General features: G+C 31.5%; 23 protein-coding genes. 11 read left to right on the top strand and 12 right to left on the bottom strand.

From position 1 onward, the window contains the following. Nucleotides 1-13 precede the first annotated feature (13 nt). Nucleotides 14-1,687, bottom strand: a complete 1,674-nt coding sequence (locus tag CD116_RS09895; protein ID WP_078101720.1) for a CDP-glycerol glycerophosphotransferase family protein — start codon at nucleotides 1,685-1,687, stop codon at nucleotides 14-16. 316 nt (nucleotides 1,688-2,003) lie between these two features. Between CD116_RS09895 and CD116_RS09905 the strand changes: the two genes are divergently transcribed. Both CD116_RS09905 and mqo read left to right on the top strand, forming a co-directional pair. After that, nucleotides 2,004-3,602 carry an L-lactate permease gene (locus tag CD116_RS09905; protein ID WP_047549814.1) on the top strand — a complete coding sequence of 533 codons (1,599 nt, stop codon included), beginning with the start codon at nucleotides 2,004-2,006 and terminating at the stop codon, nucleotides 3,600-3,602. A gap of 381 nt (nucleotides 3,603-3,983) precedes the next feature. Then, nucleotides 3,984-5,462 carry a malate dehydrogenase (quinone) gene (gene mqo / locus CD116_RS09910; protein ID WP_047549811.1) on the top strand — a complete coding sequence of 493 codons (1,479 nt, stop codon included), beginning with the start codon at nucleotides 3,984-3,986 and terminating at the stop codon, nucleotides 5,460-5,462. Between the two features lie 114 nt (nucleotides 5,463-5,576). Here mqo and CD116_RS09915 read toward each other — a convergent pair whose 3' ends face one another. Further along, the gene (locus CD116_RS09915) at nucleotides 5,577-6,659 is read right to left on the bottom strand and encodes an ABC transporter permease (protein ID WP_047549807.1); all 1,083 of its coding nucleotides are present in this window, start codon (nucleotides 6,657-6,659) and stop codon (nucleotides 5,577-5,579) included. Continuing rightward, complete coding sequence (locus CD116_RS09920) at nucleotides 6,656-7,384, bottom strand: ABC transporter ATP-binding protein (protein ID WP_047549804.1); 729 nt, start codon at nucleotides 7,382-7,384, stop codon at nucleotides 6,656-6,658. Before CD116_RS09920 ends, CD116_RS09915 begins: the two co-directional genes overlap by 4 nt. Before the next feature lie 132 nt (nucleotides 7,385-7,516). Here CD116_RS09920 and CD116_RS09925 point away from each other — a divergent pair, with 132 nt between their 5' ends. After that, nucleotides 7,517-8,080, top strand: coding sequence for a TetR/AcrR family transcriptional regulator (locus CD116_RS09925; protein WP_047549801.1), 564 nt, complete (start codon nucleotides 7,517-7,519; stop codon nucleotides 8,078-8,080). Between the two features lie 174 nt (nucleotides 8,081-8,254). Here CD116_RS09925 and CD116_RS09930 read toward each other — a convergent pair whose 3' ends face one another. From CD116_RS09930 to CD116_RS09945, 4 genes are all read right to left on the bottom strand, one after another. Beyond that, on the bottom strand, nucleotides 8,255-8,710 hold the full coding sequence (locus tag CD116_RS09930) for a DUF3021 domain-containing protein (RefSeq protein ID WP_047549798.1): 456 nt from the start codon (nucleotides 8,708-8,710) through the stop codon (nucleotides 8,255-8,257). Then, nucleotides 8,707-9,150: a LytTR family DNA-binding domain-containing protein gene (locus tag CD116_RS09935; RefSeq protein WP_078101718.1), complete on the bottom strand. Its 444-nt coding sequence runs from the start codon at nucleotides 9,148-9,150 to the stop codon at nucleotides 8,707-8,709. The genes CD116_RS09930 and CD116_RS09935 overlap by 4 nt, the downstream gene beginning before the upstream one ends. A 162-nt stretch (nucleotides 9,151-9,312) precedes the next feature. After that, nucleotides 9,313-10,686 (bottom strand): sensor histidine kinase, encoded by a 1,374-nt coding sequence (locus tag CD116_RS09940; protein ID WP_047549795.1) that lies wholly within the window; start codon nucleotides 10,684-10,686, stop codon nucleotides 9,313-9,315. Then, nucleotides 10,679-11,353, bottom strand: a complete 675-nt coding sequence (locus CD116_RS09945) for a response regulator transcription factor (protein ID WP_047529941.1) — start codon at nucleotides 11,351-11,353, stop codon at nucleotides 10,679-10,681. The genes CD116_RS09940 and CD116_RS09945 overlap by 8 nt, the downstream gene beginning before the upstream one ends. A 134-nt stretch (nucleotides 11,354-11,487) precedes the next feature. Here CD116_RS09945 and CD116_RS09950 point away from each other — a divergent pair, with 134 nt between their 5' ends. Both CD116_RS09950 and CD116_RS09955 read left to right on the top strand, forming a co-directional pair. Beyond that, nucleotides 11,488-12,543 carry an ABC transporter permease gene (locus CD116_RS09950; RefSeq protein ID WP_047549792.1) on the top strand — a complete coding sequence of 352 codons (1,056 nt, stop codon included), beginning with the start codon at nucleotides 11,488-11,490 and terminating at the stop codon, nucleotides 12,541-12,543. Further along, nucleotides 12,543-13,208 (top strand): ABC transporter ATP-binding protein, encoded by a 666-nt coding sequence (locus tag CD116_RS09955; RefSeq protein WP_047529945.1) that lies wholly within the window; start codon nucleotides 12,543-12,545, stop codon nucleotides 13,206-13,208. Before CD116_RS09950 ends, CD116_RS09955 begins: the two co-directional genes overlap by 1 nt. Before the next feature lie 269 nt (nucleotides 13,209-13,477). Here CD116_RS09955 and CD116_RS09960 read toward each other — a convergent pair whose 3' ends face one another. Next, entirely contained in the window at nucleotides 13,478-14,449 is a 972-nt protein-coding gene (locus CD116_RS09960; protein ID WP_047549789.1) for a YdcF family protein, read from the bottom strand. Nucleotides 14,450-14,640: 191 nt separating this feature from the next. Between CD116_RS09960 and CD116_RS09965 the strand changes: the two genes are divergently transcribed. From CD116_RS09965 to CD116_RS09980, 3 genes are all read left to right on the top strand, one after another. Then, nucleotides 14,641-15,096 carry a MarR family transcriptional regulator TcaR gene (locus CD116_RS09965; protein ID WP_000238541.1) on the top strand — a complete coding sequence of 152 codons (456 nt, stop codon included), beginning with the start codon at nucleotides 14,641-14,643 and terminating at the stop codon, nucleotides 15,094-15,096. A gap of 239 nt (nucleotides 15,097-15,335) precedes the next feature. Continuing rightward, nucleotides 15,336-16,718: a glycopeptide resistance protein TcaA gene (gene tcaA, locus CD116_RS09975; protein ID WP_047549786.1), complete on the top strand. Its 1,383-nt coding sequence runs from the start codon at nucleotides 15,336-15,338 to the stop codon at nucleotides 16,716-16,718. A 623-nt stretch (nucleotides 16,719-17,341) separates the two neighbouring features. Then, on the top strand, nucleotides 17,342-18,559 hold the full coding sequence (locus tag CD116_RS09980) for a putative multidrug effflux MFS transporter TcaB (RefSeq protein ID WP_047549783.1): 1,218 nt from the start codon (nucleotides 17,342-17,344) through the stop codon (nucleotides 18,557-18,559). A gap of 194 nt (nucleotides 18,560-18,753) precedes the next feature. Here the strand turns inward: CD116_RS09980 and CD116_RS09985 are convergent, their stop codons facing one another. Beyond that, entirely contained in the window at nucleotides 18,754-19,308 is a 555-nt protein-coding gene (locus CD116_RS09985) for a TetR/AcrR family transcriptional regulator (protein WP_047529952.1), read from the bottom strand. A 120-nt stretch (nucleotides 19,309-19,428) separates the two neighbouring features. Here CD116_RS09985 and CD116_RS09990 point away from each other — a divergent pair, with 120 nt between their 5' ends. Together CD116_RS09990 and CD116_RS09995 are read left to right on the top strand one after the other, a co-directional pair. Continuing rightward, nucleotides 19,429-20,076, top strand: coding sequence for an HlyD family secretion protein (locus CD116_RS09990; protein WP_000738250.1), 648 nt, complete (start codon nucleotides 19,429-19,431; stop codon nucleotides 20,074-20,076). Nucleotides 20,077-20,088: 12 nt separating this feature from the next. Next, nucleotides 20,089-22,020: a DHA2 family efflux MFS transporter permease subunit gene (locus CD116_RS09995; RefSeq protein WP_047549780.1), complete on the top strand. Its 1,932-nt coding sequence runs from the start codon at nucleotides 20,089-20,091 to the stop codon at nucleotides 22,018-22,020. Between the two features lie 292 nt (nucleotides 22,021-22,312). On the opposite strand, the gene CD116_RS10000 is transcribed toward CD116_RS09995, so the two are convergent. After that, the gene (locus CD116_RS10000) at nucleotides 22,313-22,951 is read right to left on the bottom strand and encodes a hypothetical protein (RefSeq protein ID WP_047549776.1); all 639 of its coding nucleotides are present in this window, start codon (nucleotides 22,949-22,951) and stop codon (nucleotides 22,313-22,315) included. A 207-nt stretch (nucleotides 22,952-23,158) separates the two neighbouring features. Here CD116_RS10000 and CD116_RS10005 point away from each other — a divergent pair, with 207 nt between their 5' ends. Then, the gene (locus CD116_RS10005; RefSeq protein WP_047425912.1) at nucleotides 23,159-24,082 is read left to right on the top strand and encodes an alpha/beta hydrolase fold domain-containing protein; all 924 of its coding nucleotides are present in this window, start codon (nucleotides 23,159-23,161) and stop codon (nucleotides 24,080-24,082) included. A 119-nt stretch (nucleotides 24,083-24,201) separates the two neighbouring features. On the opposite strand, the gene CD116_RS10010 is transcribed toward CD116_RS10005, so the two are convergent. Continuing rightward, the gene (locus tag CD116_RS10010) at nucleotides 24,202-24,612 is read right to left on the bottom strand and encodes a hypothetical protein (protein WP_047425915.1); all 411 of its coding nucleotides are present in this window, start codon (nucleotides 24,610-24,612) and stop codon (nucleotides 24,202-24,204) included. Beyond that, nucleotides 24,612-25,100 carry a thioesterase family protein gene (locus CD116_RS10015; protein WP_078101727.1) on the bottom strand — a complete coding sequence of 163 codons (489 nt, stop codon included), beginning with the start codon at nucleotides 25,098-25,100 and terminating at the stop codon, nucleotides 24,612-24,614. The genes CD116_RS10010 and CD116_RS10015 overlap by 1 nt, the downstream gene beginning before the upstream one ends. Nucleotides 25,101-25,168: the final 68 nt, after the last annotated feature.

Consider the following 25,168-nt stretch of genomic DNA (forward strand, 5'->3'; position numbering starts at 1 on the left):
GAGGATTTAAACGCTATTGATTAGATGTCATATTAGACAATATAAGTTGTGAAATTGATTCCAATGGTTGTTCTTTATGTTGTATTTGAGGATATTTAATAACAGGTATTGCCTGGGAAATTAAATTATTAATTAATAATTGTCGGTCTGTATACCAAATTTTTGATAGATGGCGCCAAATATCCTCGTTAATACCTTGTTCCTCAATATATTGACTGTGATTTGGTGTATATAAAGCTACTGTTTTGTCTATAGCCGTCGCATCAAATATTATATTTGAATAATCTGTAATAATAATATCTGACATTAGAATCAAGTCTTGAACACTAAGATATTCTGGTGCGACGATTACTTCTTCCGGTAATATTGATTCGTCAACACCTTGTACAACGACGTGGTAGGCTTTGAATAAAGCATCTGATAGTGGTAATTGTTGCGCACTCACTAATCCAATAGGTGCATATAATAGTATTGGTTTACTATCATCTATTTTAAATGAACTCTTATATTGTTGTTGGATTTTCATTTCATTGCGCTTTTGTGATAAGTACTGTTGTTTAGCGTTACCGTACGCTAAAATATTTGCTTGATGACTTGGGAAAGCAGTTTCATAAAAATGACTGATATCATCAGCAGAATGGATAACATAATCGAATTGCAACCAGCGATTATACCTTTTAGCACGATAAAAAGGTATTTCTAAATTTTGAATAGGTTCTTTACTATCTAAAAATAACTGCATTATTGGTGTGCCTTGATGTAATTGAATTAAAGTACCATTTGGTTGTAATTTTTCAGGTATATCATTTTCAACTAAAACTACACGTGCGCTGTTTATTAATTCATCAGCTTCTTCAGACTTAGGTGATATGAAATGTGGTCCGCGACGATCGTCAGTAACAAAATAACAGGCAGTCATTGGATTATGTTTAACGAAGTAGGTGAATAAATATTTTGAATTACCTATATATTGATAATGATCACCAATAAAAACGATATGATCTTTTAGAGCATTTGGTTGCTTCGTATACAAGCCGAAGTGTTGCAATCGTTTGTTATCAGCACGTTGCTTTGTCATTTTATATAACCATTTAGGTAGCATGAATTTGGTAGAATACAACCAATTATCTGGTGAATTAAGTTGATCTGAATCCTCGATAAAAAGGTTGCGGAAAGGTATAGGATGATGATCAATATATGCCATTTTATTCAAATAAAACTGAGACATCATATCAAAATCTTCAATCGTTTTAATAGCTTCCCATATTGAATCACTTGTAGCTAAAGGTGTTTTGAAATCGAAAATGACGTGACCATCGATTGATAAATCGCCTTTCAGAAGTGTCAATAAAGCTAAATCGAAAATCGTTTCTACTGGGTAATAATGTATTAAATCAAGAGTCTGTTGAATCGCATATATCAAGTTAGGATAATAATTATTGTTTTGAGCCCATTCAGCAAAGTTAATCGATTTTTGTCCGAAATATCGGCAATCATTTTTGTATTGACCATCTATAGTATAATCGACCACGATTGATGTGGGACGCAATTGAACAGCTTCTAACATCGATTGATAAATCATTATCTCATTGGCATATGGAACGACATGTGTATAACCTTCAGACTGAGCTTTCATTAATTGAGATTCAAACTTTTGCATATTAGAAACATTTATCTGTTTAATCATAGCTATAACTTCCATTTCTCATCGTAGTATCATTCTTATTTTATCACGGTTTTATGTAAAATTCATGAATGGTATAAGTAGCTTCATTACATTAAGTACAATTCATTTTGATGAACAGATTTAAAATGAAAAATAAAACAATTAAATGGGAAAGTGATATTGTTAATTGTCTGAAAAAATGGTATATTTTAATTGTGAAAAAAATCACATTAATCTCAATGTTCTGTAAAATGTTATCGATAACAAAATGCTATAGCCAGAACATGATTTTAATGAAGCAATTACACTACTACTTTATGGAAAGAAGAGTCAGCCTATGTTAGTAAATACGTTTAACCCATTTGATAATTTATTATTATCGTCTTTAATTGCAGCAATACCGATTGTACTGTTTTTACTTTGTTTAACTGTTTTTAAAATGAAAGGTATTTATGCAGCCATTACAACACTTGTTGTTACATTACTAATTGCAATACCATTTTTCAAATTACCAGTTGGTATTGCTTCTGGTGCAGTAGTCGAAGGTTTCTTCCAAGGTATCATTCCGATTGGCTATATCGTTATGATGGCAGTATTGTTATACAAAATCACTGTTGAATCTGGACAATTTTTAACAATTCAAGATAGTATTACAAATATTTCGCAAGACCAACGTATTCAAGTTTTACTTATTGGATTTGCATTCAATGCATTTTTAGAAGGTGCAGCAGGCTTTGGTGTACCGATTGCAATTTGTGCACTTTTATTAACACAATTAGGATTTAATCCACTAAAAGCTGCAATGTTATGTTTAGTCGCAAATGCAGCGTCTGGTGCTTTTGGTGCGATTGGTATACCAGTAGGTGTTGTAGAAACATTGAAATTACCCGGAGATGTTTCAGTATTAGGTGTTTCTCAATCAGCAACATTAACATTGGCTATCATAAATTTCATTATTCCATTCTTACTTATCTTTATTATTGATGGCTTTAGAGGTGTTAAAGAAACATTACCAGCAATTTTAGTAGTTTCAATCACGTATACACTTACTCAAGGATTATTAACTGTTTTCAGCGGACCTGAATTAGCAGATATTATTCCGCCGTTATTAACAATGTTAGCATTAGCAGTATTTTCTAAAAAATTCCAACCAAAACACATTTATCGTGTTAATAAAGAGGAAGAAATTGAACCTGCAAAATCACACTCTGCAAAAGCAGTATTACATGCATGGAGTCCGTTTATTGTATTAACAGTAATTGTAATGATTTGGAGTGCACCATTCTTTAAAAACTTATTCTTACCAAATGGTGCATTATCATCATTAGTATTTAAATTCAACTTGCCTGGAACAGTCAGCGAAATTACTCATAAACCATTGGTATTGACTTTAAATATTATTGGACAAACCGGTACAGCTATTTTACTAACTATTATTATTACAATTTTAATGTCTAAAAAGGTTAACTTTAAAGATGCTGGCAGATTATTCGCCGTTACATTTAAAGAATTGTGGTTACCAGTTCTTACAATTTGCTTCATCTTAGCAATTTCTAAAATCACAACTTATGGTGGTTTAAGTGCAGCAATGGGTCAAGGTATTGCTAAAGCAGGAAATGTCTTCCCAGTTCTATCACCAATCTTAGGTTGGATAGGTGTGTTTATGACAGGATCAGTTGTAAATAACAACTCATTATTTGCACCAATTCAAGCCTCTGTTGCACAACAAATTGGTACAAGTGGTTCACTGCTTGTATCTGCTAATACAGTTGGTGGTGTAGCGGCAAAACTGATTTCACCACAATCAATTGCAATTGCAACTGCTGCAGTTAAACAAGTTGGTAAAGAATCAGAATTATTAAAAATGACATTGAAATACAGTGTATGTTTACTAATATTCATCTGTATTTGGACTTTCATCCTGTCATTATTATAAATTTACGACTTAAATATATGATGTATCAATAAGGGTGGGATGTTTAATAGCATCTCACCTTTTTTGATATATAGCTAAAAATCAAAATCTTGCTATTATAATAATGATAGCGCTTTATGTTAAAATAATGAATGAGTAATTAGCAATCAGTGTCAATTGGCTGTTAGCCGTTAAGTTTCATGGTTTTGCCTTTGTCCTATCGCATATAAAGTATATAATTAAAGTAGTTTCGCTATTATAAAATATTGATATACATAGTAGATAGTAATAGAGCATCACTATGGGAACCTATTGAGACACTTTTGATTCAAAGTGGTATTAAATATGTCTTATTTCTCGAACGTTCCATTATTCATTTTAAAAAGGGGGACTGTATTTGTTATGACAACACAACATAGCAAAACAGATGTCATCTTAATTGGTGGCGGTATTATGAGTGCAACTTTAGGAACATTACTAAAAGAATTATCACCTGAGAAAAATATTAAAGTGTTTGAAAAATTAGCACAACCTGGCGAAGAGAGTTCAAATGTATGGAATAATGCCGGTACAGGGCATTCAGCACTTTGTGAGTTGAACTATACAAAAGAAGGTAAGGATGGCACAGTAGATTGTAGTAAAGCAATTAAGATAAATGAACAGTACCAAATTTCAAAACAGTTTTGGGCATATTTAGTTAAAACAGGACAATTAGATAACCCAGGTCGCTTTATTCAAGCGGTGCCACACATGAGTTTTGTCATTGGCGAAGACAATGTAGCTTTTATAAAAAGTCGTGTTGCGACGTTAAAGAAAAGTGTTTTATTCGAAAAAATGAAATTGTCTCAAGATAAAGAAGAAATGAAGTCTTGGGTCCCGTTAATGATTGAAGGTCGTTCATCTGATGAACCAATAGCCTTAACTTATGATGAAACTGGTACAGACGTTAACTTTGGTGCGTTAACTGCAAAGTTATTTGATAATTTAAAGCAACGTGGTGTGGATATTCGATATAAGCAGAATGTATTAGACATCAAGAAACAGGAATCTGGTGCATGGGTAGTTAAAGTTAAAGATTTAGAAACTAACGAAACGACAGTATATGAATCTGAATTTGTATTTATTGGTGCTGGTGGTGCGAGCTTACCATTACTCCAAAAGACTGGAATTAAACAGTCAAAACATATTGGTGGTTTCCCAGTAAGTGGATTATTCCTGCGCTGTACAAATCAAGAAGTGATTGATCGTCATCATGCTAAAGTATACGGAAAAGCAGCAGTAGGTGCGCCACCAATGTCAGTGCCACACTTAGATACACGTTTTGTAGACGGCAAGCGTTCATTATTATTTGGGCCATTTGCAGGGTTCTCGCCTAAATTTTTAAAAACAGGTTCACATATGGATTTAATTAAATCGGTTAAACCCAATAATATCGTAACGATGTTATCTGCAGGTATTAAAGAAATGAGCCTTACGAAATATTTAGTGTCACAATTGATGTTATCTAATGATGAGCGCATGGATGATTTAAGAGTCTTTTTCCCAAATGCGAAAAATGAAGATTGGGAAGTGATTAAAGCGGGACAACGTGTACAAGTAATTAAAGATACTAAAGATGCTAAGGGTAATTTACAATTTGGTACAGAAGTTATTACATCAGATGATGGTACATTAGCAGCATTACTAGGGGCATCACCTGGTGCGTCAACAGCTGTTGATATTATGTTTGATGTTTTACAACGTTGCTATCGAGATGAATTTAAAACATGGGAACCGAAGATTAAAGAAATGGTACCGTCCTTTGGCTATCGCTTAACAGAACATGAAGACTTATATCATAAAATTAATGAAGAAGTGATAAAGTATTTACAAGTTAAATAATAAACGAAACGGTAATTTCTAGTTCAATGGGATAGAAATTACCGTTTTTTAGTTTGAGATATAGAATTTTTAAAACTATAAAGTAGTTACTATACTTAGTATGCTAAATAAAATTTATACCTGTCTGTACCGTTTTAAACCAACAATATTCAATATTATAAAGATTAAGATAAAAATCATTAGAACTAGTAAATCGAACCATATATTACTCCAACCTTGTCCCTTAATCATAATATTGGTTAAAGCATCACCAGCATATCTGAGAGGGAAGAGGTAGCCGATGTTACCTAGCCAATCAGGCATATTTTCAAGTGGGAAAATTCCTGAAAAGAATACCTGAGGGACAGCAACTAGTGGAATAAATTGAATCATTTGAAACTCAGAATTAGCAAACGTTGAAATGAAAATCCCCATGGATAATGCTGTAATAGCTAAACAAATATTAATCAAAATAACATACCATAAACTACCTGCTAAATTAATGTTCAATAAATATATTGAAAATAGGACTATGATTAATGTTTGAATGATTGCGAATATACCATAACCAATCAGATAGCCGATGACGATTTCACTTCGACGAATTGAAGTTGATAATACACGTTCTAACGTACCTGTTGTGCGTTCACGCAATAAAGCTATACCTGATATTAGAAATACAAATAAAAATACGAAGAAGCCCATTAGTACTGGAAACATTTTATCGAAATAAGTACTATCAGAATTACCGTATAAATAGGAATGTGCAACCTTAATATCTTGTTTGTTTGGTGCTTTCATGGTCGGAGGTGCTTTTTCAATTAAATGCTTTATACTGCTTATTTTATCTTGTTGTATAGCTTTGCCAATCATTTGTTTGATCATATTAGATTTGTTAGGGTCTTCATTTGTATAAATGACATGTAATGTTTGATTTTCTTGGTAAATATAACCATCAAGATGATTATTCTCGATTTTAGATTTGATATTTTCATGAGAATGGAACGTTTGAGTTTTTATGTCTGATGATGGCAATTGTTTGGTTATATTTGATGAGACAGATGTATCGATACCAATTTTTAAATCGTTTTCATCACCATTAAAAATAAAATACATTAGCGTCAGTATCAAAATTGGTTCTAGAAACATTAGCGCAAGTGTACGTTTATCACGTAACATTTCTTTTGATACCCGTCTAACAATAGCTAAAATTTTCATGATTGACGAACCTCCTCAGCTTTAATAAATACCGCTTCAATTGTATCTACATTAAATCTTTGTTTTAAATTAGCTGGCGTATCTAAAGCGAATATTCTTCCATCGACGATGAGTCCAACTTTGTCGCAACGTTCTGCCTCATCCATAACATGTGTTGTGATGACGACACTCTTTCCGTTTTGGGTCATTTTCTTGAATTGTTGCCATATATGTTGGCGCAATTTAGGGTCAATGCCTACAGTCGGTTCATCTAATATGATTAATTCTGGTTCTGCCAACAATGTTATTGCTAAAGATAATCGGCGTTTCATGCCTCCTGAAAACTTTGCAACTTTTTTATTTAACGCTTGCTCCAAATTTACTAGAACTACATGTTTTTCAATATTATCTTTTAATTCATTTCCTTTAAGTCCTGATAAACGACCGTAAAACTCTAGGTTTTCATAAGCGGTTAAGTTTTCGTATAATGCATCAGTTTGCCCCATATAGCCTAATCGATTTAAAGCTTTACGATTAGGCATCTTATGAGCGAAAATTTCTGCAGATCCAGAATCTATCTTTTCCATACCTAGTAAACACTTTATTGTTGTTGTTTTACCAGAACCGCTAGGACCTATTAATCCAAGGAGTTCACCTTTATTGATTGACATACTAATTTCGTTTAATACGTGAAGTTTGTTATACGTTTTTACGACGTTATCTAACTTTGCGATAGTTGCTCCCACGACAATCCCTCCTAAATTGATATACATATCACTTTATTTATATATCATCTTAAGCGTATATTAAGGTTGCGAATAAAATATTAATAGATAGTGAACATATTTGCTTTAAGTGTTCAGAAAAAGGTGGGGCATATGGATCAAACAGCGTTTACGGATAGTCGTGTAACTAAAACGATAAATCGCATACATGATGGGATGGTAAATCTATTAAAAACGAAGACATATGATGATGTAACTGTTAAAGATATATGTGAAGCGAGTCAAATAAGTCGGACAACCTTTTATGCACATTACAAAACTAAAGATGATTTTATATACAGCTATATAAATACATCGTTAAAACAAGCTAAAAAGAAATTTCTTATAAATGAAACTCTGTCACAAGCAACATTTTTAAAAAAGATGATTTATTTTTGGCTAAGCGAGGGTCAGCTAATTTTGATGTTATTAGGTGATGAGAGTGCTTATAAATTACATCAAGTCATTAAAAAATCAATACAACAACGTATCGAAATTAATGTTGTACCAGTATTAAACACAAAAATGTTAACGACTAAGGAAAAGTATTTTTTACTTATTTTTATGAGTAATGCAATCATTGGTGTGTTACAAGATTGGGTCAAAAGAGGATACAAAGAGAGCCCTAAAGAAGTAGCTGAAATTATGAATAAAATATTTGAAAATGCATTTCGTTAGGTTTTTATCATGGTACGATGATGTCGTAAAAGATAGTTATAGTTACAATTCAATTTAAGATAGGAAAAACATATTATTCAGTTCATGCGTATTTAAAATAAATACTACATAAAGCTATACATTGCAGAAGAGACTATCTTAATGCAATGTATAGCTTTTATAATTTTAATAAAGTTATTTTAATTGTTTCAGTTGCTTGTTAATAGTGTCTACGTATTTCTTGTTTTTAAAGAATTGAATAATCCAAATCAATGTGTAAACCACAATAAAGATAATTGTAAATATGATTAGGTAATTCATTGTTAGTGGAAACCAACCGGCAAGTATTGCTAAAGGTAAGAATCCGACATACGTTGTTATGAAATGCATTATAGTTACTTTAGTAATACCCCAATCTGTGTATTTAAAGATGAAATCTCCAAGGAAGAAGACGACGCCTATGAGTAACCATAAAATGATAGAAATCAACATTACGGTAGTTTCTGTGAAATGAGTGTAATAAAATATGCCAATAGTAGAATGAGGATTGAGTGGATAATATTTGCCGTCTGAAAATAACATACTAAAGAATAGTGAAAGGGACAAACCAATGATTAAGCTAATAAATAATGAGTTTTTAAAATTTTTCATATTGATAAGCGCTCCTTTATAGATTTTAAATAGCGTCTAGAAGAATAGGTGTAGTGTGCATCTTTAAGATACATGCGTATAAGTCCATTTGGCTCTAATAATAATTTTTCAATGTAATACTTGTTGACGATTTCTGATTTGGAAATGCGAATGAAATGTTGAGGTAATTGTTTTTCTAGTTCGTAAAGACGTAATTTTAATTTAAAATTTTGATTACTTGTAATGGCTGTTACATTTTTATTAATGACTTGGAATGTTATAACGTCTGATACATGAATGATATGGATTTCTTTGTCTATGTATCCGACTAATGTATGCGATTTGTCTAAATCATTGACTGCGTTAATAATGCTTTGAACATGATTATTCATTTTAGGTGCATGTATATCAATATAAGATTCCGTCTCATTTGCATTGATATATAAATTGAGTTTCATCATAGGTTAATGCCTCCTTCAAAATTATTAAACCATAAACGGCTATCGATATATTTAAATGATGTTGAATGGTAGAAATTGAAAGTTAAGTGGCTAGAAATCACTCATCAATATAAAAGCTACCTCCTGAAATAAAAGCAGAAATGTTTTTTCAGGAGGTAGAGATTAATGTGAATTATTTGGCAGTGTAATAGTAAAAGTGGTTACGTATTCGTTACTTTGTGTAAATTGAACTGTACCATGATGCAATTCAATGATTGATTTTGTAATTGCGAGACCTAGACCATTGCTATTATCATGTTTGCTCACTTTATAAAATCGATCAAATAAATGTGCTTCAGTTTGTGGGCTAATTGGTGAACCGTCATTGCTTATTGTGAAAATGATGTTGTTGAGGCTAAGTTGTAAAGTGATGTCAACGGCTCCACCAATATCTGTATATTTAATGGCATTTATTAATAAATTACTCAGTGCTTGATGTAACAAACGTTGATTTCCTAGGAAATTGATTGGTTCTAAGTCAGCTAAAATGATTAACGACTTTTCATCAGCAGCAAATTGTTCATGTCGAATGATGTCTTTAATGAGCTTATCGACTTGTATCTTATCATCGAATGCTAAATGTTGGTGATTATCTAATTCGGATAAGAGTAACAATTCAGTTGTTAATCCACTCAGCTGTGTCGTAATGGTATAAATATCATTTATATATTGTTGTTGTAATGTTTTATCAGAAGTTTGTTGTAGCTCGCTTAATAAATGATGGATATGTGTTAATGGTGTTTTGATTTCATGAGATACATTTTGTACAAAATGCTGCCTCATTTGATCAACTTGTCCCAATGATTTTCTCATCTTATTAAAGTGGTACTGTAATGTTCCAATTTCATCTTTTCGTGTTTGTCTGATAGGTGTTTCAAAATCACCATCAATTAAGCGCTCAGTCGCTAGCTTTAACTTTTGAACTGGACGAATAATTGAATAAGTTGAAGCGATTACTAAGGAAATTGAAATGAATAATAATAATATCAATAATACAGCTAAGAAAGTTCTAAATTCACTAAACGTCTCACCAATATCTGGGCGCATGAATACAGCTAATGATCCTTCTTTTGTTTTAAAATGAACACCAACTGTATTATCTGTCTCATTATCAAAGAAACCAGTCACAAATAATTCAAAGGGTTTATTTTTAATACCATGATAGTCTTTGTTGTTTAATACATCGTTAATCGCTTTTTTAGATAGCGTATCTTCTCTAAAGGGCTCTCCATAAAACGCTTTATGACCTTTTTGATCAATCGTCATGATTTGATAGTTCATTTGTCCTAAATGTTTAAAGTATTGTTGGATATCTGCTGGTTTGGATTCTTGTTCGTATTGTCTTGCTTCTTTAAGTGTCCTCATGATTTTAGCATCATTTGCAGCTTTCAAATTAAAATGATAGTAAACATTGGTTAATACAAAGCTTATTAGTGCGCTAAATAAAATGACTGTAATGGAATAAATTGCAATTCTAGCATAGAGCGTTTTAAACATGATTCTCCACCTTATAGCCTTGTCCTCTTACTGTTTCAATGGTAAGTGTGGCATTTAATTTTTTTAATCTTTGACGTAGTCGCTTAATATGCACGTCAACGGTTCGTTCATCTCCCTCATAATCATAGCCCCATATTTTTTCGATAATATGTTCACGCGAGAAAATTTGTTTAGGATGGGAAACAAGCATAAATAATAATTGAAACTCTTTATTTGGTAATGTCATTGTTTTATTTTCGACTTGGAGTTCCATATATGACTGATTTAAAGTTAAATTACCAACAGTCATTTCCGTATTTGTATTGATATTATATCGGCGTAATACTGCGCGAATTCTGAAAATGAGTTCTTTAACTTCAAAGGGTTTCGTTACATAGTCGTCAGTACCACTTATAAATGCACGTTCTTTGTCACTGAGTGCATCCCGTGCAGTTAACATTATAACTGGTATATCATAATCATTTTTTAATGTATTACATAATTGAAACCCGTCCATACCATCCATCATAATATCTACCACTGCAATATCGACACGCTGTTTTTCTAAAAGTTTTAATGCAGCTTCGCCACTTGGTTGTATGCATGCATCAATGTGCTCTGTTTGTAAATGGCTAGCTACATAATTTAGGATTTGAGGGTCGTCATCGACAACAAGACATTGCACCATAGTTATATACTCCTTATCTTTTTCATTTATTATACATGTAAAATAATTTTGCGTAAAAAACCAATTGTTCATATTGAGTTCACAATTCAATCCTATACTAACTTTAAATTAGAAATAGGGAGAAGTGAGGTAAAGTGAAATTAGCGATTAAAGAGATTAAGTTTTATAAGTTTCGTTATATTTTAATTACTGTAATCATTATGTTATTAAGTATTATGGTGTTATTTATTAGTGGTTTAGCTCAAGGGCTTGGTAGGGAAAATATTTCTTTGTTTGAGCATTTTAAAAATGATCAATATATTGTTCAAAAAATGAAAGAACCGCAAATTGAAAAATCTCAACTTAATGCTGAACAACAACAGCAAATAAAAAATGTAATTCATCAAGAATCGCTTAAAATGAATTTTCAAACATTGAAAATGTCAGACAAAGATCAAGATGTGATTACAATGAATGACGTTAAACAACAACGTTTAAAATTAATAAAAGGGGAGTATCCGAAAAATGAACATGAAGTAGCTATAAACGATAAGTTAGCTGCTGAAAACATTAGAGTCAGAGATAGAGTTCGTTTTAAAAATAATTCAACAACTTATAGAGTGTCAGGCATCTTAAGTGACACAATGTATGCACATAGTTCTATCGTGTTATTGAATAATCAAGGATTCAACGAAATGAACAAAAGAAGCACATCATTTTATCCGGTGAAAAACTTAACTCAACAACAACGTGATAATATTAATAAAATTGATGGTGTCCAAATTGTTAATGAAAATGATTTAACGAACAACATTGCGAGTTACCAAGCAGAACAAGCACCGTTGAATATGATGATTGTTAGTTTGTTTGTCATTACAGCTATTGTTTTAAGTGCCTTTTTCTATGTCATGACAATTCAAAAGATTTCACAAATCGGTATTTTAAAAGCAATTGGCATTAAAACAAGACATTTACTAAGTGCCTTAGTTATACAAATTTTAACGTTAACAATCATTGGTGTAGGTATTGCTGTAGGAATTATTGTTGGACTATCGTTTATTATGCCTGTGACTATGCCATTTTACTTAACAGTTGAAAACATTGTATTAATGGTAGGGTTATTTATCGTAGTCGCAATTATAGGTGCGACATTATCATTCATCAAATTATTTAAAGTTGACCCTATAGAAGCAATTGGAGGTGCGGACTAATGACTTTGATAGTGAAAGATATTGTTAAAAATTTTGGGGAAGGTTTGTCAGAAACAAAAGTGTTGAAAGGTATTAATTTTGAAGTGAAACAAGGAGAGTTTGTAATCTTAAATGGTGCATCTGGTTCTGGTAAAACAACTTTACTTACAATTTTAGGTGGGCTATTGAGTCAAACGAGTGGAGAAGTTTTTTATAATGATGCACCATTATTTGATAAACAGCATCGGCCTAGTGATCTAAGGTTGAATGAAATAGGTTTTATTTTTCAATCTTCACATTTAGTACCTTATTTAAAAGTAATTGAACAATTAACATTAGTAGGTCAAGAAGTGGGTATGTCTAAACAAGAAAGTTTAACAAGAGCTACAGAGTTATTACAAAATATTGGTTTAGGACATCGTTTGAATGTATTTCCCCATCAATTATCTGGTGGCGAAAAACAACGCGTTGCGATTATGAGAGCTTTTATGAATCATCCTAAAATTATTTTAGCTGATGAACCAACTGCAAGTCTTGACGCGGATAGAGCGACAGAGGTAGTAGAAATGATAAGTCACCAAATTAAAGAACATCAAATGACTGGAATTATGATTACTCATGATAGAAGATTGTTTGAATATGCAGATCGAGTTATCGAGTTAGAAGATGGGAAAATAACTGATTAGTTATGTGAATCAAACTCCGAATGACAATTATTCAAAGGATTTGCACTTCAATATCATTGATAGAATATGATGTGGAAATTCGACAAAAATATATCGTAATTGCGAGAAATTATAACAAAGTAAAAAAAGACAATTCCTACCAGGATTATAGGTAGGAATTGCCTTTTTTATTTTATGATACATATCATAATGGCTTTAAAATGTAATGGCTGTTAGGTATGATTGACGCAATGTTGGAAACAACATATAATGATAGTTTGCTTGTCAACTTATTGGCTATAAATAAATGCACAATAAAAACTTATAAACCAACTACTTGCACAATAAAGTGTGAGTAATAATTTATATTGATACATCACACCTAGATAATCTTTAATAAGAGCATGTAAGAAAAAGTGGTACGGTGTATGGCTACCGACACCATCGACAGATAAATTGAGTTTTTGAGCCAATCGCAGTGCTCGCAAGATATGAAATTGACTTGTTACACAAACGATTTTAACTTTCTTTGAGAAAAATTTTGCGATGATTTGTTTAGAATATAAAAAGTTTGTGTATGTATTTATTGAGTGGGATTCTATTAAAATATCAGCTTCATTCACGCCTTGAGCAATCAAATAACGTTGCATAGCTAAGGCTTCGGGAATTGGTTCATCAGGTCCCTGACCGCCGGAAACTAATATTTTAGTTGATGACGTTTGAATTTGATAGATAGTAAGTGCACGATTTAAGCGTGCGGCGAGCATCGGTGTTACAGATTCAGTGAAAATACCAGCGCCTAACACAATAATTACATCAACCTCATTATTATATGGTCGATGGCCATAAGATGCTGTCCAAATGAGATAACAAATAAAGGTTAATAACAGGGAAATGCATAGTATAACTAACCACATAGATAAACCTTTCACAATAGGTGACTGAATCGTACTTATAAATAGAAGTGCTGATGTGTAGAGTACGAATTTATATGAAAAAGATAATAATTTTTTAATAAATAAGTGACCAGAAGTATGAGAAAATAAGTATCTATGTTTAAGTAGCATGATAATGCTGACTATTAAAAATGTTACAAACATAGACCAAGGGATAGTATAGGTCATGATGCTATAGATGAGTGACAAAAATATGGCTATAACAACGGAAATGTAGCATGTTAAATTCAACGTTAACGTGTTGTTAAAAAGTAACGGACAAATAACGCTGAGTATAAATATTGATAATAATAAATTCAATAACATACTGACACCTCGTTCTTAAGAAATATAACTATAAATTTAGATGATTTATTTCATTAAAGCAAGAAGAACGACGCTACAAGTAAGTCTTACTTTGTTGTACTATATAAGCCGATATTTTTGTATATTTTAGATGTGCGATACAATGATTGCTGAGGATACTTTATAAAAATAGTAATTAGGGAGAAATCATTATGGTAAAACATTTACAAGACCATATTCAATTTTTAGAGCAGTTTATAAATAACGTTAATGCATTAACTGCAAAAATGTTAAAAGATTTACAAAATGAATATGAAATTTCATTAGAGCAATCCAACGTATTAGGTATGTTGAATAAAGAACCTTTGACAATTAGTGAAATCACGCAAAGACAGGGTGTAAATAAAGCAGCAGTAAGCAGACGTATTAAAAAGCTGATAGATGCAAAATTAGTTAAGTTAGATAAACCAAACTTAAACATAGATCAGCGATTAAAGTTCATAACGCTAACAGATAAGGGTAGAGCGTATTTGAAAGAACGTAATGCGATTATGACTGATATTGCGCAAGATATCACGAATGACTTAAAATCTGAAGACATTGAGAATGTTAGACAAGTATTGGAAGTCATCAATCATCGTATAAAAACATATAGCAATCATAAATAGAGTTTTGAAGGTGTTCAAATATAAGACTAAATATGTATGTATTGAACGCCTTCTTTTTAGTTATAATTGAGAGAGTACTTTCATTAATAATGTAATAAGGTACAATTCTAAAGTAAAGTTAATCATTTCTTGAATTGTATTCTTGCGATAATATTTGTAAAATAATAATGGTAAAATAATAAAATAATTTTTGGAATATACATATAACAATTGAAGCGGAATGGAATTGAGGTGAAAATATGAAATCTTGCCCGGAATGTGGACGTCAAGTGAAAGAGGATGCAGAAATGTGTTCTCATTGTGGATATAAATTTGATAGTCGTCTAGCATTATATAGAAAATCAACCGATGAAGATATACAAACGAATAACATCAAGATTAGAAAAATGGTGCCTTGGGCAATTGGTTTCTTCATAATAATCCTAATCATTATATTGTTCTTTTTATTACGGAATTTTAATTCACCAGAAGCGCAAACTAAAATTTTAGTAAATGCGATTGAAAATAATGATAAACAAAAAGTAGCAACCTTATTAAGTACTAAAGACAATAAAGTCGATTCTGAAGAGGCAAAAGTATATATACGGTATATTAAAGATGAAGTTGGTCTTAAACAATTTGTAACAGATCTTGAAAATACAGTTCATAAATTGAATAAAAGTAAGACAAGTGTGGCTTCTTATATTCAAACAAGGTCAGGACAAAATATTTTACGTGTTAGTAAAAATGGCAGACGTTATATCTTCTTCGATAATATGAGCTTTACAGCACCTACCAAACAACCAATTATAAAACCTAAAGAAAGAACTAAATATGAATTTAAAGCGGGTGGAAAGAAAAAGATTGTTGTAGCTGAAGCGAATAAAGTTACACCGTTAGGTAACTTCATACCAGGCAAATATAGAATTGCTGCTATGAAAGCAACAGAAAATGGTGAGTTTCCAGGACATTTAAAATTTGATTTCCGTCAAAGTAATTCTGAAACCGTAGATGTTACAGAAGATTTTGAAGAAGCTAATATTTCAGTAACTTTAAAAGGTGATACAAAATTAAAAGATAGCTCTAAAAAAGTAATAATTAATGATAAAGAAATGGCATTTTCAAGTTCAAAAACATATGGACCATATCCTCAAAATAAAGATATTACCATTTCGGCTTCAGGTAAAGCGAAAGATAAGACATTCACAACACAAACTAAAACCATTAAAGCAAGTGATTTAAAATATAACACAGAAGTAACATTGAACTTCGACAGCGAAGATATTGATGATTATGTAGAAAAGAAAGAAAAAGAAGAAAATAGTTTGAAATATAAATTGATTGAATTCTTCGCAGGATATTCTTTAGCAAATAATGCAGCATTCAATCAATCTAACTTTGATTTTATATCATCATATATTAAAAAAGGCTCTTCATATTATGATGATATAAGAAAGCGTTTATCAAAAGGAAGATTAATGATGATTAGTTCACCTCAAATTTTGGATGCTGAACAGCATGGTAATAAAATAATGGCAACTGTCCGATTGGTAAATGAAAATGGTGAAGAAATTGATAAGAAATATGAACTTGAACAAGGTTCGGAAGATCAATTACAACTAATTAAGACAACAGATAAATAAACGTTGTGAGACAGAAATGATAAAGATTCATTAATGATTCTTTATGTAGTTAGTGGTTCTTGGGAGTGGTACAGAAATGATAAAGAACCACTAATGATTTATTATGTAGTGGTTCTTACACATTAGCCACAGCTAATGTGTACTTAAAAATAGGAATACATGAGTAAAACTCATATATAAGAAATACTAATTTCTAAATAAAAAGTATTTCTTTATCGTCGTCCCACCCCAACATAGAAGCTGACTTTTCGCCACTATGTTGTGGCCCCCCTGACTAGAATTAAAAAAAGCTTGTTACAAGCGCATTTTCGTTCAGTCAACTACTGCCAATTTAACATTGTAGAGCCTAGGACATTGACTTATGTCTCAGACTCACATGAAGCTATACACATAGATATCCTTTCTAAGTATTTACAAATAGCGTGAATCACTTTGAAAGGATTATTTGTGTGTGAAACAATTATATTAAGGTTAACAATGCTTTGTGACATTTTATTTTTGAACTTTAAAAGATGAAAATGTCACATACAAATAAAGCAAGTAATGCTAATATAAATGGAATATTAAGTATGTAACGAATCGTTGTTTTACTAAAAAATATATAAAGTAAAGGTGGTAGTAATATGAATGACTTAACAAATTTTAATAAGCGCTCGCCTATATTTATTATTATTTTAGGCGCTTTAACTGCCATAGGTGCGTTATCAATAGATATGTTTTTACCAGGTTTACCAGATATAAGACATGACTTTCAAACTACAACATCAAATGCACAGTTAACATTATCTATGTTTATGATTGGCTTGGCATTTGGAAACTTATTTGCTGGTCCGATTTCAGATTCTACAGGACGCAGAAATCCGCTCATTATAGCGATGATTATATTTACATTGGCGAGTTTAGGAATTGTTTTCGTTCATAATATTTGGATTATGATTATCTTAAGATTTATTCAAGGTGTGACGGGTGGTGCAGCTGCCGTTATTTCTAGAGCTATTGCTAGTGATATGTATAGTGGTAACGAATTGACAAAATTTATGGCATTATTAATGCTTGTAAATGGAATCGCACCAGTTATTGCACCAACTTTAGGTGGTATTATTTTAAACTATTCTATTTGGAGAATGGTGTTCGTAATTTTGACAATATTTGGGGTTATCATGGTTGTCGGATCAATTTTAAAAGTACCTGAATCTTTAGCTATGATAAGTCGTGAATCCCATGGCGGACTAAAATCAATGTTTAAAAATTTCAAAGTTCTATTGAAAACGCCACGTTTTGTATTGCCAATGCTCATCCAAGGTATGACCTTTGTAATATTATTTACTTACATATCTGCATCACCATTTATTATTCAAAAAATTTATGGTATGTCAGCTCTACAATTTAGCTGGATGTTTGCAGGTATAGGTATAACATTAATTATTTCTAGTCAGCTCACAGGTTATTTGGTTGATTATGTGAATCCTCAAAAATTAATGAGGATAATGACGGTGATTCAAATCATGGGGGTATTATTAGTAACTTTAACTTTGCTTAATCACTGGAATTTTTGGATACTAGCAATCAGCTTTGTGATATTAATCGCACTAGTGACAGGGGTTGCGACGCTTGGATTTACAATCGCTATGGATGAAAGTAGTAGTGGTCGAGGAAGTTCATCAAGTTTGTTGGGATTAGTTCAATTTTTATTCGGTGGTATTGCTTCGCCATTAGTAGGAATTAAAGGAGAAGAAAACCCAATGCCATATATTTTTATTATTGTAATTGCAGCTGTGTTACTTATCATTTTACAAATATACAATATAAAAGTATTTAAAACAGATAAATCAACAATGTAGCGTTGCAATAATGTTGAAATAGAGTACCATGTATTCGTGTTCTAAATATAACTTAATTACTACAAAAATGCCGAGACCTTATTTATTAGTGGGAATCTCGGCATTTTTGTAGTTAAAAGCGGTACTAGGAAGTTCTATATATCATGTATGTCATTTAGGTTAAGTTAAATTGGCTTGTATAATAGTGGTTCTATTTATGGATTTTGAAGTTTAATCGTATTAGCCAATAAAATAGAAGCGACTTCCTCAGGTGATTCTTGGCATCCACTTGAAAGCCAATTTATGAACACACCAGCTTGACCACCAATGATGTATGTGACATAAAGCTGTTTATTCGTAACGGTTGAACTATAATCGCTAACAATTTGTTGATAATAATCTCTCGCTAAATTCACATAGTCTATGAATAATGTTTTCATTGGATAAGTGACTAAAATGTCCTTGAAAAATTGCTCGTTGCGTTTAATATATTTTGCAATAATAATGAAGAATTTATAAAGTTTGTGTTTATCTTGTTTAATATTATCGAAATTATGATGTAGTGCACGGAGAAGAAAATGAAATTTTTCTTTATGTTTTGAATTGATGGTTTCCAATAAATCATATTTATCTTTATAGTAATCATAAAACGTAGAACGATTAATATTGCTATATGCACAAATCATTTTAGTGGATATTTCTTGGAAAGGGTATTCAGCCATCAAATCAACAAGTGCATTTTGAATTTCTATTTTGGCTTGTCGTTTCATATTGTTACACCTTTGTGAATTTTAACCAACACTCTTATAAAAATTGTTGGTGTTTTTTTTATTGTCATGTCTCTATAATAAATAAAGTGAATTTTAAAAGCAAATAGGAGGAAATGTTTCATGAAGAAGATGATATTAATTAATGTCATTACAGTTGTTGTGTTATTAGCAATTGGGATTGCTGGCTTTTATTTCTGGAATAAAACAACAAGCTATGTAACAACTGATAATGCAAAAGTAAATGGCGATCAAATTAAAATAGCAAGTCCTGCATCTGGACAAATTAAATCACTAAATGTTAAACAAGGTGACAAACTTGATAAAGGTGATAAAGTAGCAACTGTTACAGTACAAGGTCAAGATGGAGAAACAAAAGATATGGATCTTAAAATGCCACAAAAAGGTACAATTGCTAAATTAGATGGTATGGAAGGTTCAATGGTGCAAGCTGGTAACCCAATCGCTTACGCATACAATTTAGATGATTTATATGTAACTGCAAATATTGACGAAAAAGATATTAAAGATGTTGAAGTAGGTAAAGATGTTGATGTGACTATTGACGGTCAAAAAGCTTCTATTAAAGGTAAAGTTGATAGTATTGGAAAAGCAACTGCTGCAAGCTTTTCATTAATGCCATCATCAAATAGTGATGGTAACTACACTAAAGTTTCTCAAGTAATACCTGTTAAAATTACTCTAGAATCAGAACCGTCTAAACAAGTTGTTCCTGGAATGAACGCTGAAGTAAAAATCCATAAAAATTAAGGGGGTCATTAAATGACTACGACCTTCATTATTAGCTACATTATTTTAGCGCTCATTATTGTTGGGGTTATCAATTTATTTTTAATAAGATCAAGAAAAAAAGGCAAACGCCAACAAAAGGAACAACAATTTACGACACGTCAATCAAATCAATCTAAATTTAAAGCTAGTGATTTAGACAAAACATCTGATCAATCGCTACAACGTATGACGCATGAAGAAATGCGCGTTGACAATCAAGATGATCATAACCAAGTTAGTCTAAATGGTCATATAAAGGGGCCTGAGAAAGATCAAGAAGCATCCACTAATACTAATGATGAGGAAGCAGTTGCTGCTAAAAATCCTAACTCAGAAGAATACAAAGTGAATGAAAAAATTAAAAAAGAACATAAAAACTTTATTTTTGGTGAAGGTGTTTCACGCGGTAAAATATTAACGGCATTATTGTTCGGTATGTTTATTGCGATTCTAAACCAAACATTATTAAATGTTGCTTTGCCAAAAATTAATACAGAGTTTAATATTTCCGCTTCAACAGGGCAATGGTTGATGACAGGATTTATGTTAGTAAATGGTATTTTAATACCAATAACAGCGTACCTATTTAATAAATATTCATATCGAAAATTATTTTTAGTTGCGTTAGTACTCTTTACAATTGGTTCATTAATCTGTGCAATTTCAATGAATTTCCCAATTATGATGGTTGGGCGTGTATTACAGGCCATTGGTGCAGGTGTATTAATGCCATTAGGATCAATTGTTATTATTACAATTTATCCACCTGAAAAACGTGGTGCTGCAATGGGGACAATGGGTATTGCAATGATTTTAGCACCAGCTATTGGTCCAACATTATCAGGTTATATCGTACAAAATTATCATTGGAATGTGATGTTTTACGGTATGTTCATTATCGGGATCATCGCAATTTTAGTTGGTTTTGTATGGTTTAAATTATATCAATATACTACAAATCCAAAAGCTGATATTCCAGGTATTATCTTCAGTACGATTGGTTTCGGTGCTTTGTTATATGGTTTCTCAGAAGCTGGAAACAAAGGTTGGGGTTCAGTAGAGATAGAATCAATGTTTGCTATCGGTTTTATCTTTATCATTTTATTCGTTATTAGAGAACTAAGAATGAAATCACCAATGTTGAATTTAGAAGTATTAAAATTCCCAACATTTACATTGACAACAATTATTAATATGGTTGTAATGTTAAGTTTATATGGCGGTATGATTTTATTACCAATTTATTTACAAAATTTACGTGGATTCTCAGCGTTAGATTCTGGTTTGTTACTATTGCCAGGTTCTCTAGTTATGGGACTACTTGGACCATTTGCAGGTAAATTGTTAGATACTATTGGTTTAAAACCATTAGCAATCTTCGGTATTGCTGTAATGACTTATGCAACGTGGGAATTAACTAAATTAAATATGGATACACCATATATGACAATTATGGGGATCTATGTACTTCGTTCATTTGGTATGGCATTTATAATGATGCCAATGGTAACTGCAGCTATTAATGCGTTACCGGGACGACTTGCCTCTCATGGTAATGCGTTCTTAAATACGATGCGTCAATTAGCAGGCTCTATAGGTACAGCAATCTTAGTTACTGTTATGACAACACAAACAACACAACATTTATCAGCTTTTGGGGAAGAGCTAGATAAAACGAATCCGATTGTTCAAGATCATATGCGTGAGTTAGCATCACAATATGGCGGACAAGAAGGCGCAATGAAAGTATTACTACAATTTGTAAATAAACTAGCAACGGTTGAAGGGATTAATGATGCATTTATAGTTGCAACGATATTTAGCATCATCGCCTTAATTTTATGTTTGTTTTTACAAAGTAATAAAAAAGCAAAAGCTACGGCTCAAAAGTTAGAAGCAAGCTCAAATAACAATCATGAATAAATTGAATTAAATTAATTGAAGTGTGACTAATCAAAAATTATGTTGTGGGGGCATGATTTTTAAAGTATCGGTGCCAGATATGGTTATCGATACTTTTTTATTTGTAAAACTTTGAATTAGTCAGTTGGCGGAATAATAAATAATGTCATTTACAGAAAAAGTTATTAATACAAGAAAAGCGGTGCAGGACTGAGCATAAAGAAAAAGCAGTGAAAATCACTTTATATAAAAAATGATTTTACTGCTATAGTTTTTCAGGAATTATGTCCAATCCTTAAACTAATTTATATCATTATTTTAAACGAGGCATGCGATTACGGAAGAATAAACTTATAACAAGTAAACCGATGCTACAGCCCAGTAGAATAATACCGTTATGAATAGCGTCAGCTTCTGTAATCACTTGATCTGGTGGTACATTTAAATAATAGCGTTTTAAAGCATCTGCAATTTCTTGTGCAAGTGCTTTAATAATATAACTGAAATACAATGTAATGACTAACATAATTGCTAACACTAAAATATTCACTACTTTTAGAACCGTGCGATTAAATACAATTGTCAGTATTGTTATGGCTAGGCTGACAATACATAAAATAAAGAAGCCGTTAAAAACTAAAATTAAGCGATCGATTCCTTGTTGTAAATCAGTGATATTACCCAAGTTTATATTCAATTGATTCATTTTTCCAATTGTCTCGTTAAAATTTTTAATACCATCAAAATCTACAGATTCTTTGGTAAAGACAATATTAAAAATAGGCTGTTTCCACATGCTGTATCCAGCGATTGCGGTTAATATAACAACAATGATTTGAATAATCATGCTTACCAATGAACGCTTTTTCTTGCCATATCGCTTACCGCGATGAATATTCGGTTGTTGAAATGTCTCATCAAATGATTCTAATCGTTGATTTGGATTTGTCATGCAAGGCACCTCCGTATAAAGTTCTTTTCTTTACTTATCAATATGTCTAGTTGTCTGTTATAATGATGAAAAATCACTATTCAATTGTAGTCATAAATTTGAAAGTGAAAAAGAAAATATCTTCTACATTATATACTTTTTTTGGCAAAGAATGTAGGGGATAGACAATCATTGGATACATAAAATATATAAAGGTAGGTAAAGATATTGATTAGAAACCGTGTTATGAATAGCGTTGTGAATAAATATTTACTTCACAATCGTTCTATTATGTTTAAAAATGATCAAGATGTTGAAAGATTTTTTTATAAACGAGAAATTGAAAATCGAAAAAAACATAAGCAACCATCAACTTTAAATGTTAAAGCAAATTTAGAAAAATTATCTTTAGATGATATGCAGGTATTTCGCTTTAATTTTAGACATCAAGTTGATAAGAAAATTTTATACATTCACGGTGGATTCAATGCATTACAACCATCACCGTTCCATTGGAGATTGTTGGATAAAATTACTTTAAGTACTTTATATGAAGTGGTACTACCTATATATCCAAAGACACCAGAATATCACATTGAGGATACTTTCAAAGCAATACAACGTGTTTATGATCAATTGGTATCGGAAGTTGGTCATCAAAACATTGTAGTCATGGGCGATGGTTCAGGTGGTGCACTAGCATTATCGTTTGTCCAATCACTATTAGATGCGCGTAAGCCATTACCAAATAAAGTGTATTTAATTTCACCCATTTTAGATGCAACGTTATCTAATAAAGATATATCGGAAACATTAATTGAGCAAGATGCGGTGTTAAGTCAGTTTGGTGTTAATGAGATTATGAAAAAGTGGGCAAATGGTATTTCATTAACAGATAAGCGGGTTTCACCTATAAATGGCACAATCGTCGGGTTACCACCAGTGTATATGTTTGGTGGAGGCCGTGAAATTGCATATCCTGATATGAAATTATTCGAACAAATGATGATACAGCATCATCAATATATAGAGTTTTATGATTATCCTAAAATGGTTCATGATTTTCCTGTTTATCCAATCCGTCAATCGCACAAAGCTATTAAACAAATTGCTAAATCAATAGACGAGGATGTTATTCAAAATAATCAATAATAAAAGAGAAACCCAGTTATGATAAATTCAAGTTAGAAGATATTTGGCTTGAAACTATAACTGGGTTTTATTGATTGTTTAATTGATAGAAATTAGAATTCGTTGTAACGATGATTTTATTATGAATGAAAATCACCAATGAGCGTGTTTATATGTGTAATTATAAAGTATTGTCCTTTAAGTTGATAAAATTGATTTAAAAAGTTATCAAATTGACGCGGTATGTCATTTAGTTCTGCAAAATTAAACGTTTCTTCATGATTGCGATGCGTTATTTTGTTTTGGAATTTATCATAAAGTTCTAGGAACTGTTGGTCTTCAAACTGTTGCTCTACAATTGTCATTATATTATCAATTGCTTGTTTTTGACCTTGGACGTAAGCCATATGCATGCCACGCTTAAGTAGTTGGTTAGCTGGTCCATTAATAAATAGACCTTTTTGTGCATTTAGTTCTGTGAGCTCATACTTCACATCATCTAATAAATCTAATAATTCAATATGAATTTTTTGTTGTAATGCATCTGTCATCATAATGCTCCTTTATGAGGGATTGCTATTTTATGACCCAATTGTTCAGGCCAAGTGATAGTAGGTTGATTTCTATAATACTCTTCAATTTGTGATATAAATGATTCTGGAAATGCATCAGAACGACGTGTTTGTTGGTTAATTCCCATCATCATAACTTCGTTTGTTGATGCTAGTTTACCATCTTCTTTAGTTAATGTTAAAAATAAATGCAAACGTTTATAATCATAGTCATAAATATACAGAGTGACGGTAAATGTATCATCAAGAGATAATTCTGAAAGATAAGTTGTATGCTCTTCTAAGGTGAATAAGGTGAATTTTAAATGATCACGTTCTTCTAAGGACATGCCATGACTGTAGTTAAATAGATTAACAACATGACTGAAAATGATATTATAATTTGCATCATGCATATGGTTGTTGTGATCAATTAAATCAGTTGTTACAGTTTGGGTATGCGTAAAAAGTTGTTTGATAATAACCAGCTCCTTAGTGACTATCATACTAAAATAAATTGTGACATACACGTTATTTAATTCGTGATAAAATAATA

The organism is Staphylococcus schweitzeri (assembly GCF_002902405.1).
Taxonomy (GTDB): Bacteria; Bacillota; Bacilli; order Staphylococcales; family Staphylococcaceae; genus Staphylococcus; species Staphylococcus schweitzeri.

Coding starts and splice junctions, on each gene's coding strand:
- CD116_RS09940 (WP_047549795.1), bottom strand. CDS start 10,686: ATGTTTAAAACGCTCTATGCTAGAATTGCAATTTATTCCATTACAGTC.
- CD116_RS09955 (WP_047529945.1), top strand. CDS start 12,543: ATGACTTTGATAGTGAAAGATATTGTTAAAAATTTTGGGGAAGGTTTG.
- mqo (WP_047549811.1), top strand. CDS start 3,984: ATGACAACACAACATAGCAAAACAGATGTCATCTTAATTGGTGGCGGT.
- CD116_RS09985 (WP_047529952.1), bottom strand. CDS start 19,308: ATGAAACGACAAGCCAAAATAGAAATTCAAAATGCACTTGTTGATTTG.
- CD116_RS10000 (WP_047549776.1), bottom strand. CDS start 22,951: ATGACAAATCCAAATCAACGATTAGAATCATTTGATGAGACATTTCAA.
- CD116_RS09905 (WP_047549814.1), top strand. CDS start 2,004: ATGTTAGTAAATACGTTTAACCCATTTGATAATTTATTATTATCGTCT.
- CD116_RS09965 (WP_000238541.1), top strand. CDS start 14,641: ATGGTAAAACATTTACAAGACCATATTCAATTTTTAGAGCAGTTTATA.
- CD116_RS09935 (WP_078101718.1), bottom strand. CDS start 9,150: ATGATGAAACTCAATTTATATATCAATGCAAATGAGACGGAATCTTAT.
- CD116_RS10010 (WP_047425915.1), bottom strand. CDS start 24,612: ATGACAGATGCATTACAACAAAAAATTCATATTGAATTATTAGATTTA.
- tcaA (WP_047549786.1), top strand. CDS start 15,336: ATGAAATCTTGCCCGGAATGTGGACGTCAAGTGAAAGAGGATGCAGAA.
- CD116_RS09930 (WP_047549798.1), bottom strand. CDS start 8,710: ATGAAAAATTTTAAAAACTCATTATTTATTAGCTTAATCATTGGTTTG.
- CD116_RS09895 (WP_078101720.1), bottom strand. CDS start 1,687: ATGATTAAACAGATAAATGTTTCTAATATGCAAAAGTTTGAATCTCAA.
- CD116_RS09990 (WP_000738250.1), top strand. CDS start 19,429: ATGAAGAAGATGATATTAATTAATGTCATTACAGTTGTTGTGTTATTA.
- CD116_RS09945 (WP_047529941.1), bottom strand. CDS start 11,353: ATGGTGCAATGTCTTGTTGTCGATGACGACCCTCAAATCCTAAATTAT.
- CD116_RS09980 (WP_047549783.1), top strand. CDS start 17,342: ATGAATGACTTAACAAATTTTAATAAGCGCTCGCCTATATTTATTATT.
- CD116_RS09995 (WP_047549780.1), top strand. CDS start 20,089: ATGACTACGACCTTCATTATTAGCTACATTATTTTAGCGCTCATTATT.
- CD116_RS09915 (WP_047549807.1), bottom strand. CDS start 6,659: ATGAAAATTTTAGCTATTGTTAGACGGGTATCAAAAGAAATGTTACGT.
- CD116_RS09960 (WP_047549789.1), bottom strand. CDS start 14,449: ATGTTATTGAATTTATTATTATCAATATTTATACTCAGCGTTATTTGT.
- CD116_RS09925 (WP_047549801.1), top strand. CDS start 7,517: ATGGATCAAACAGCGTTTACGGATAGTCGTGTAACTAAAACGATAAAT.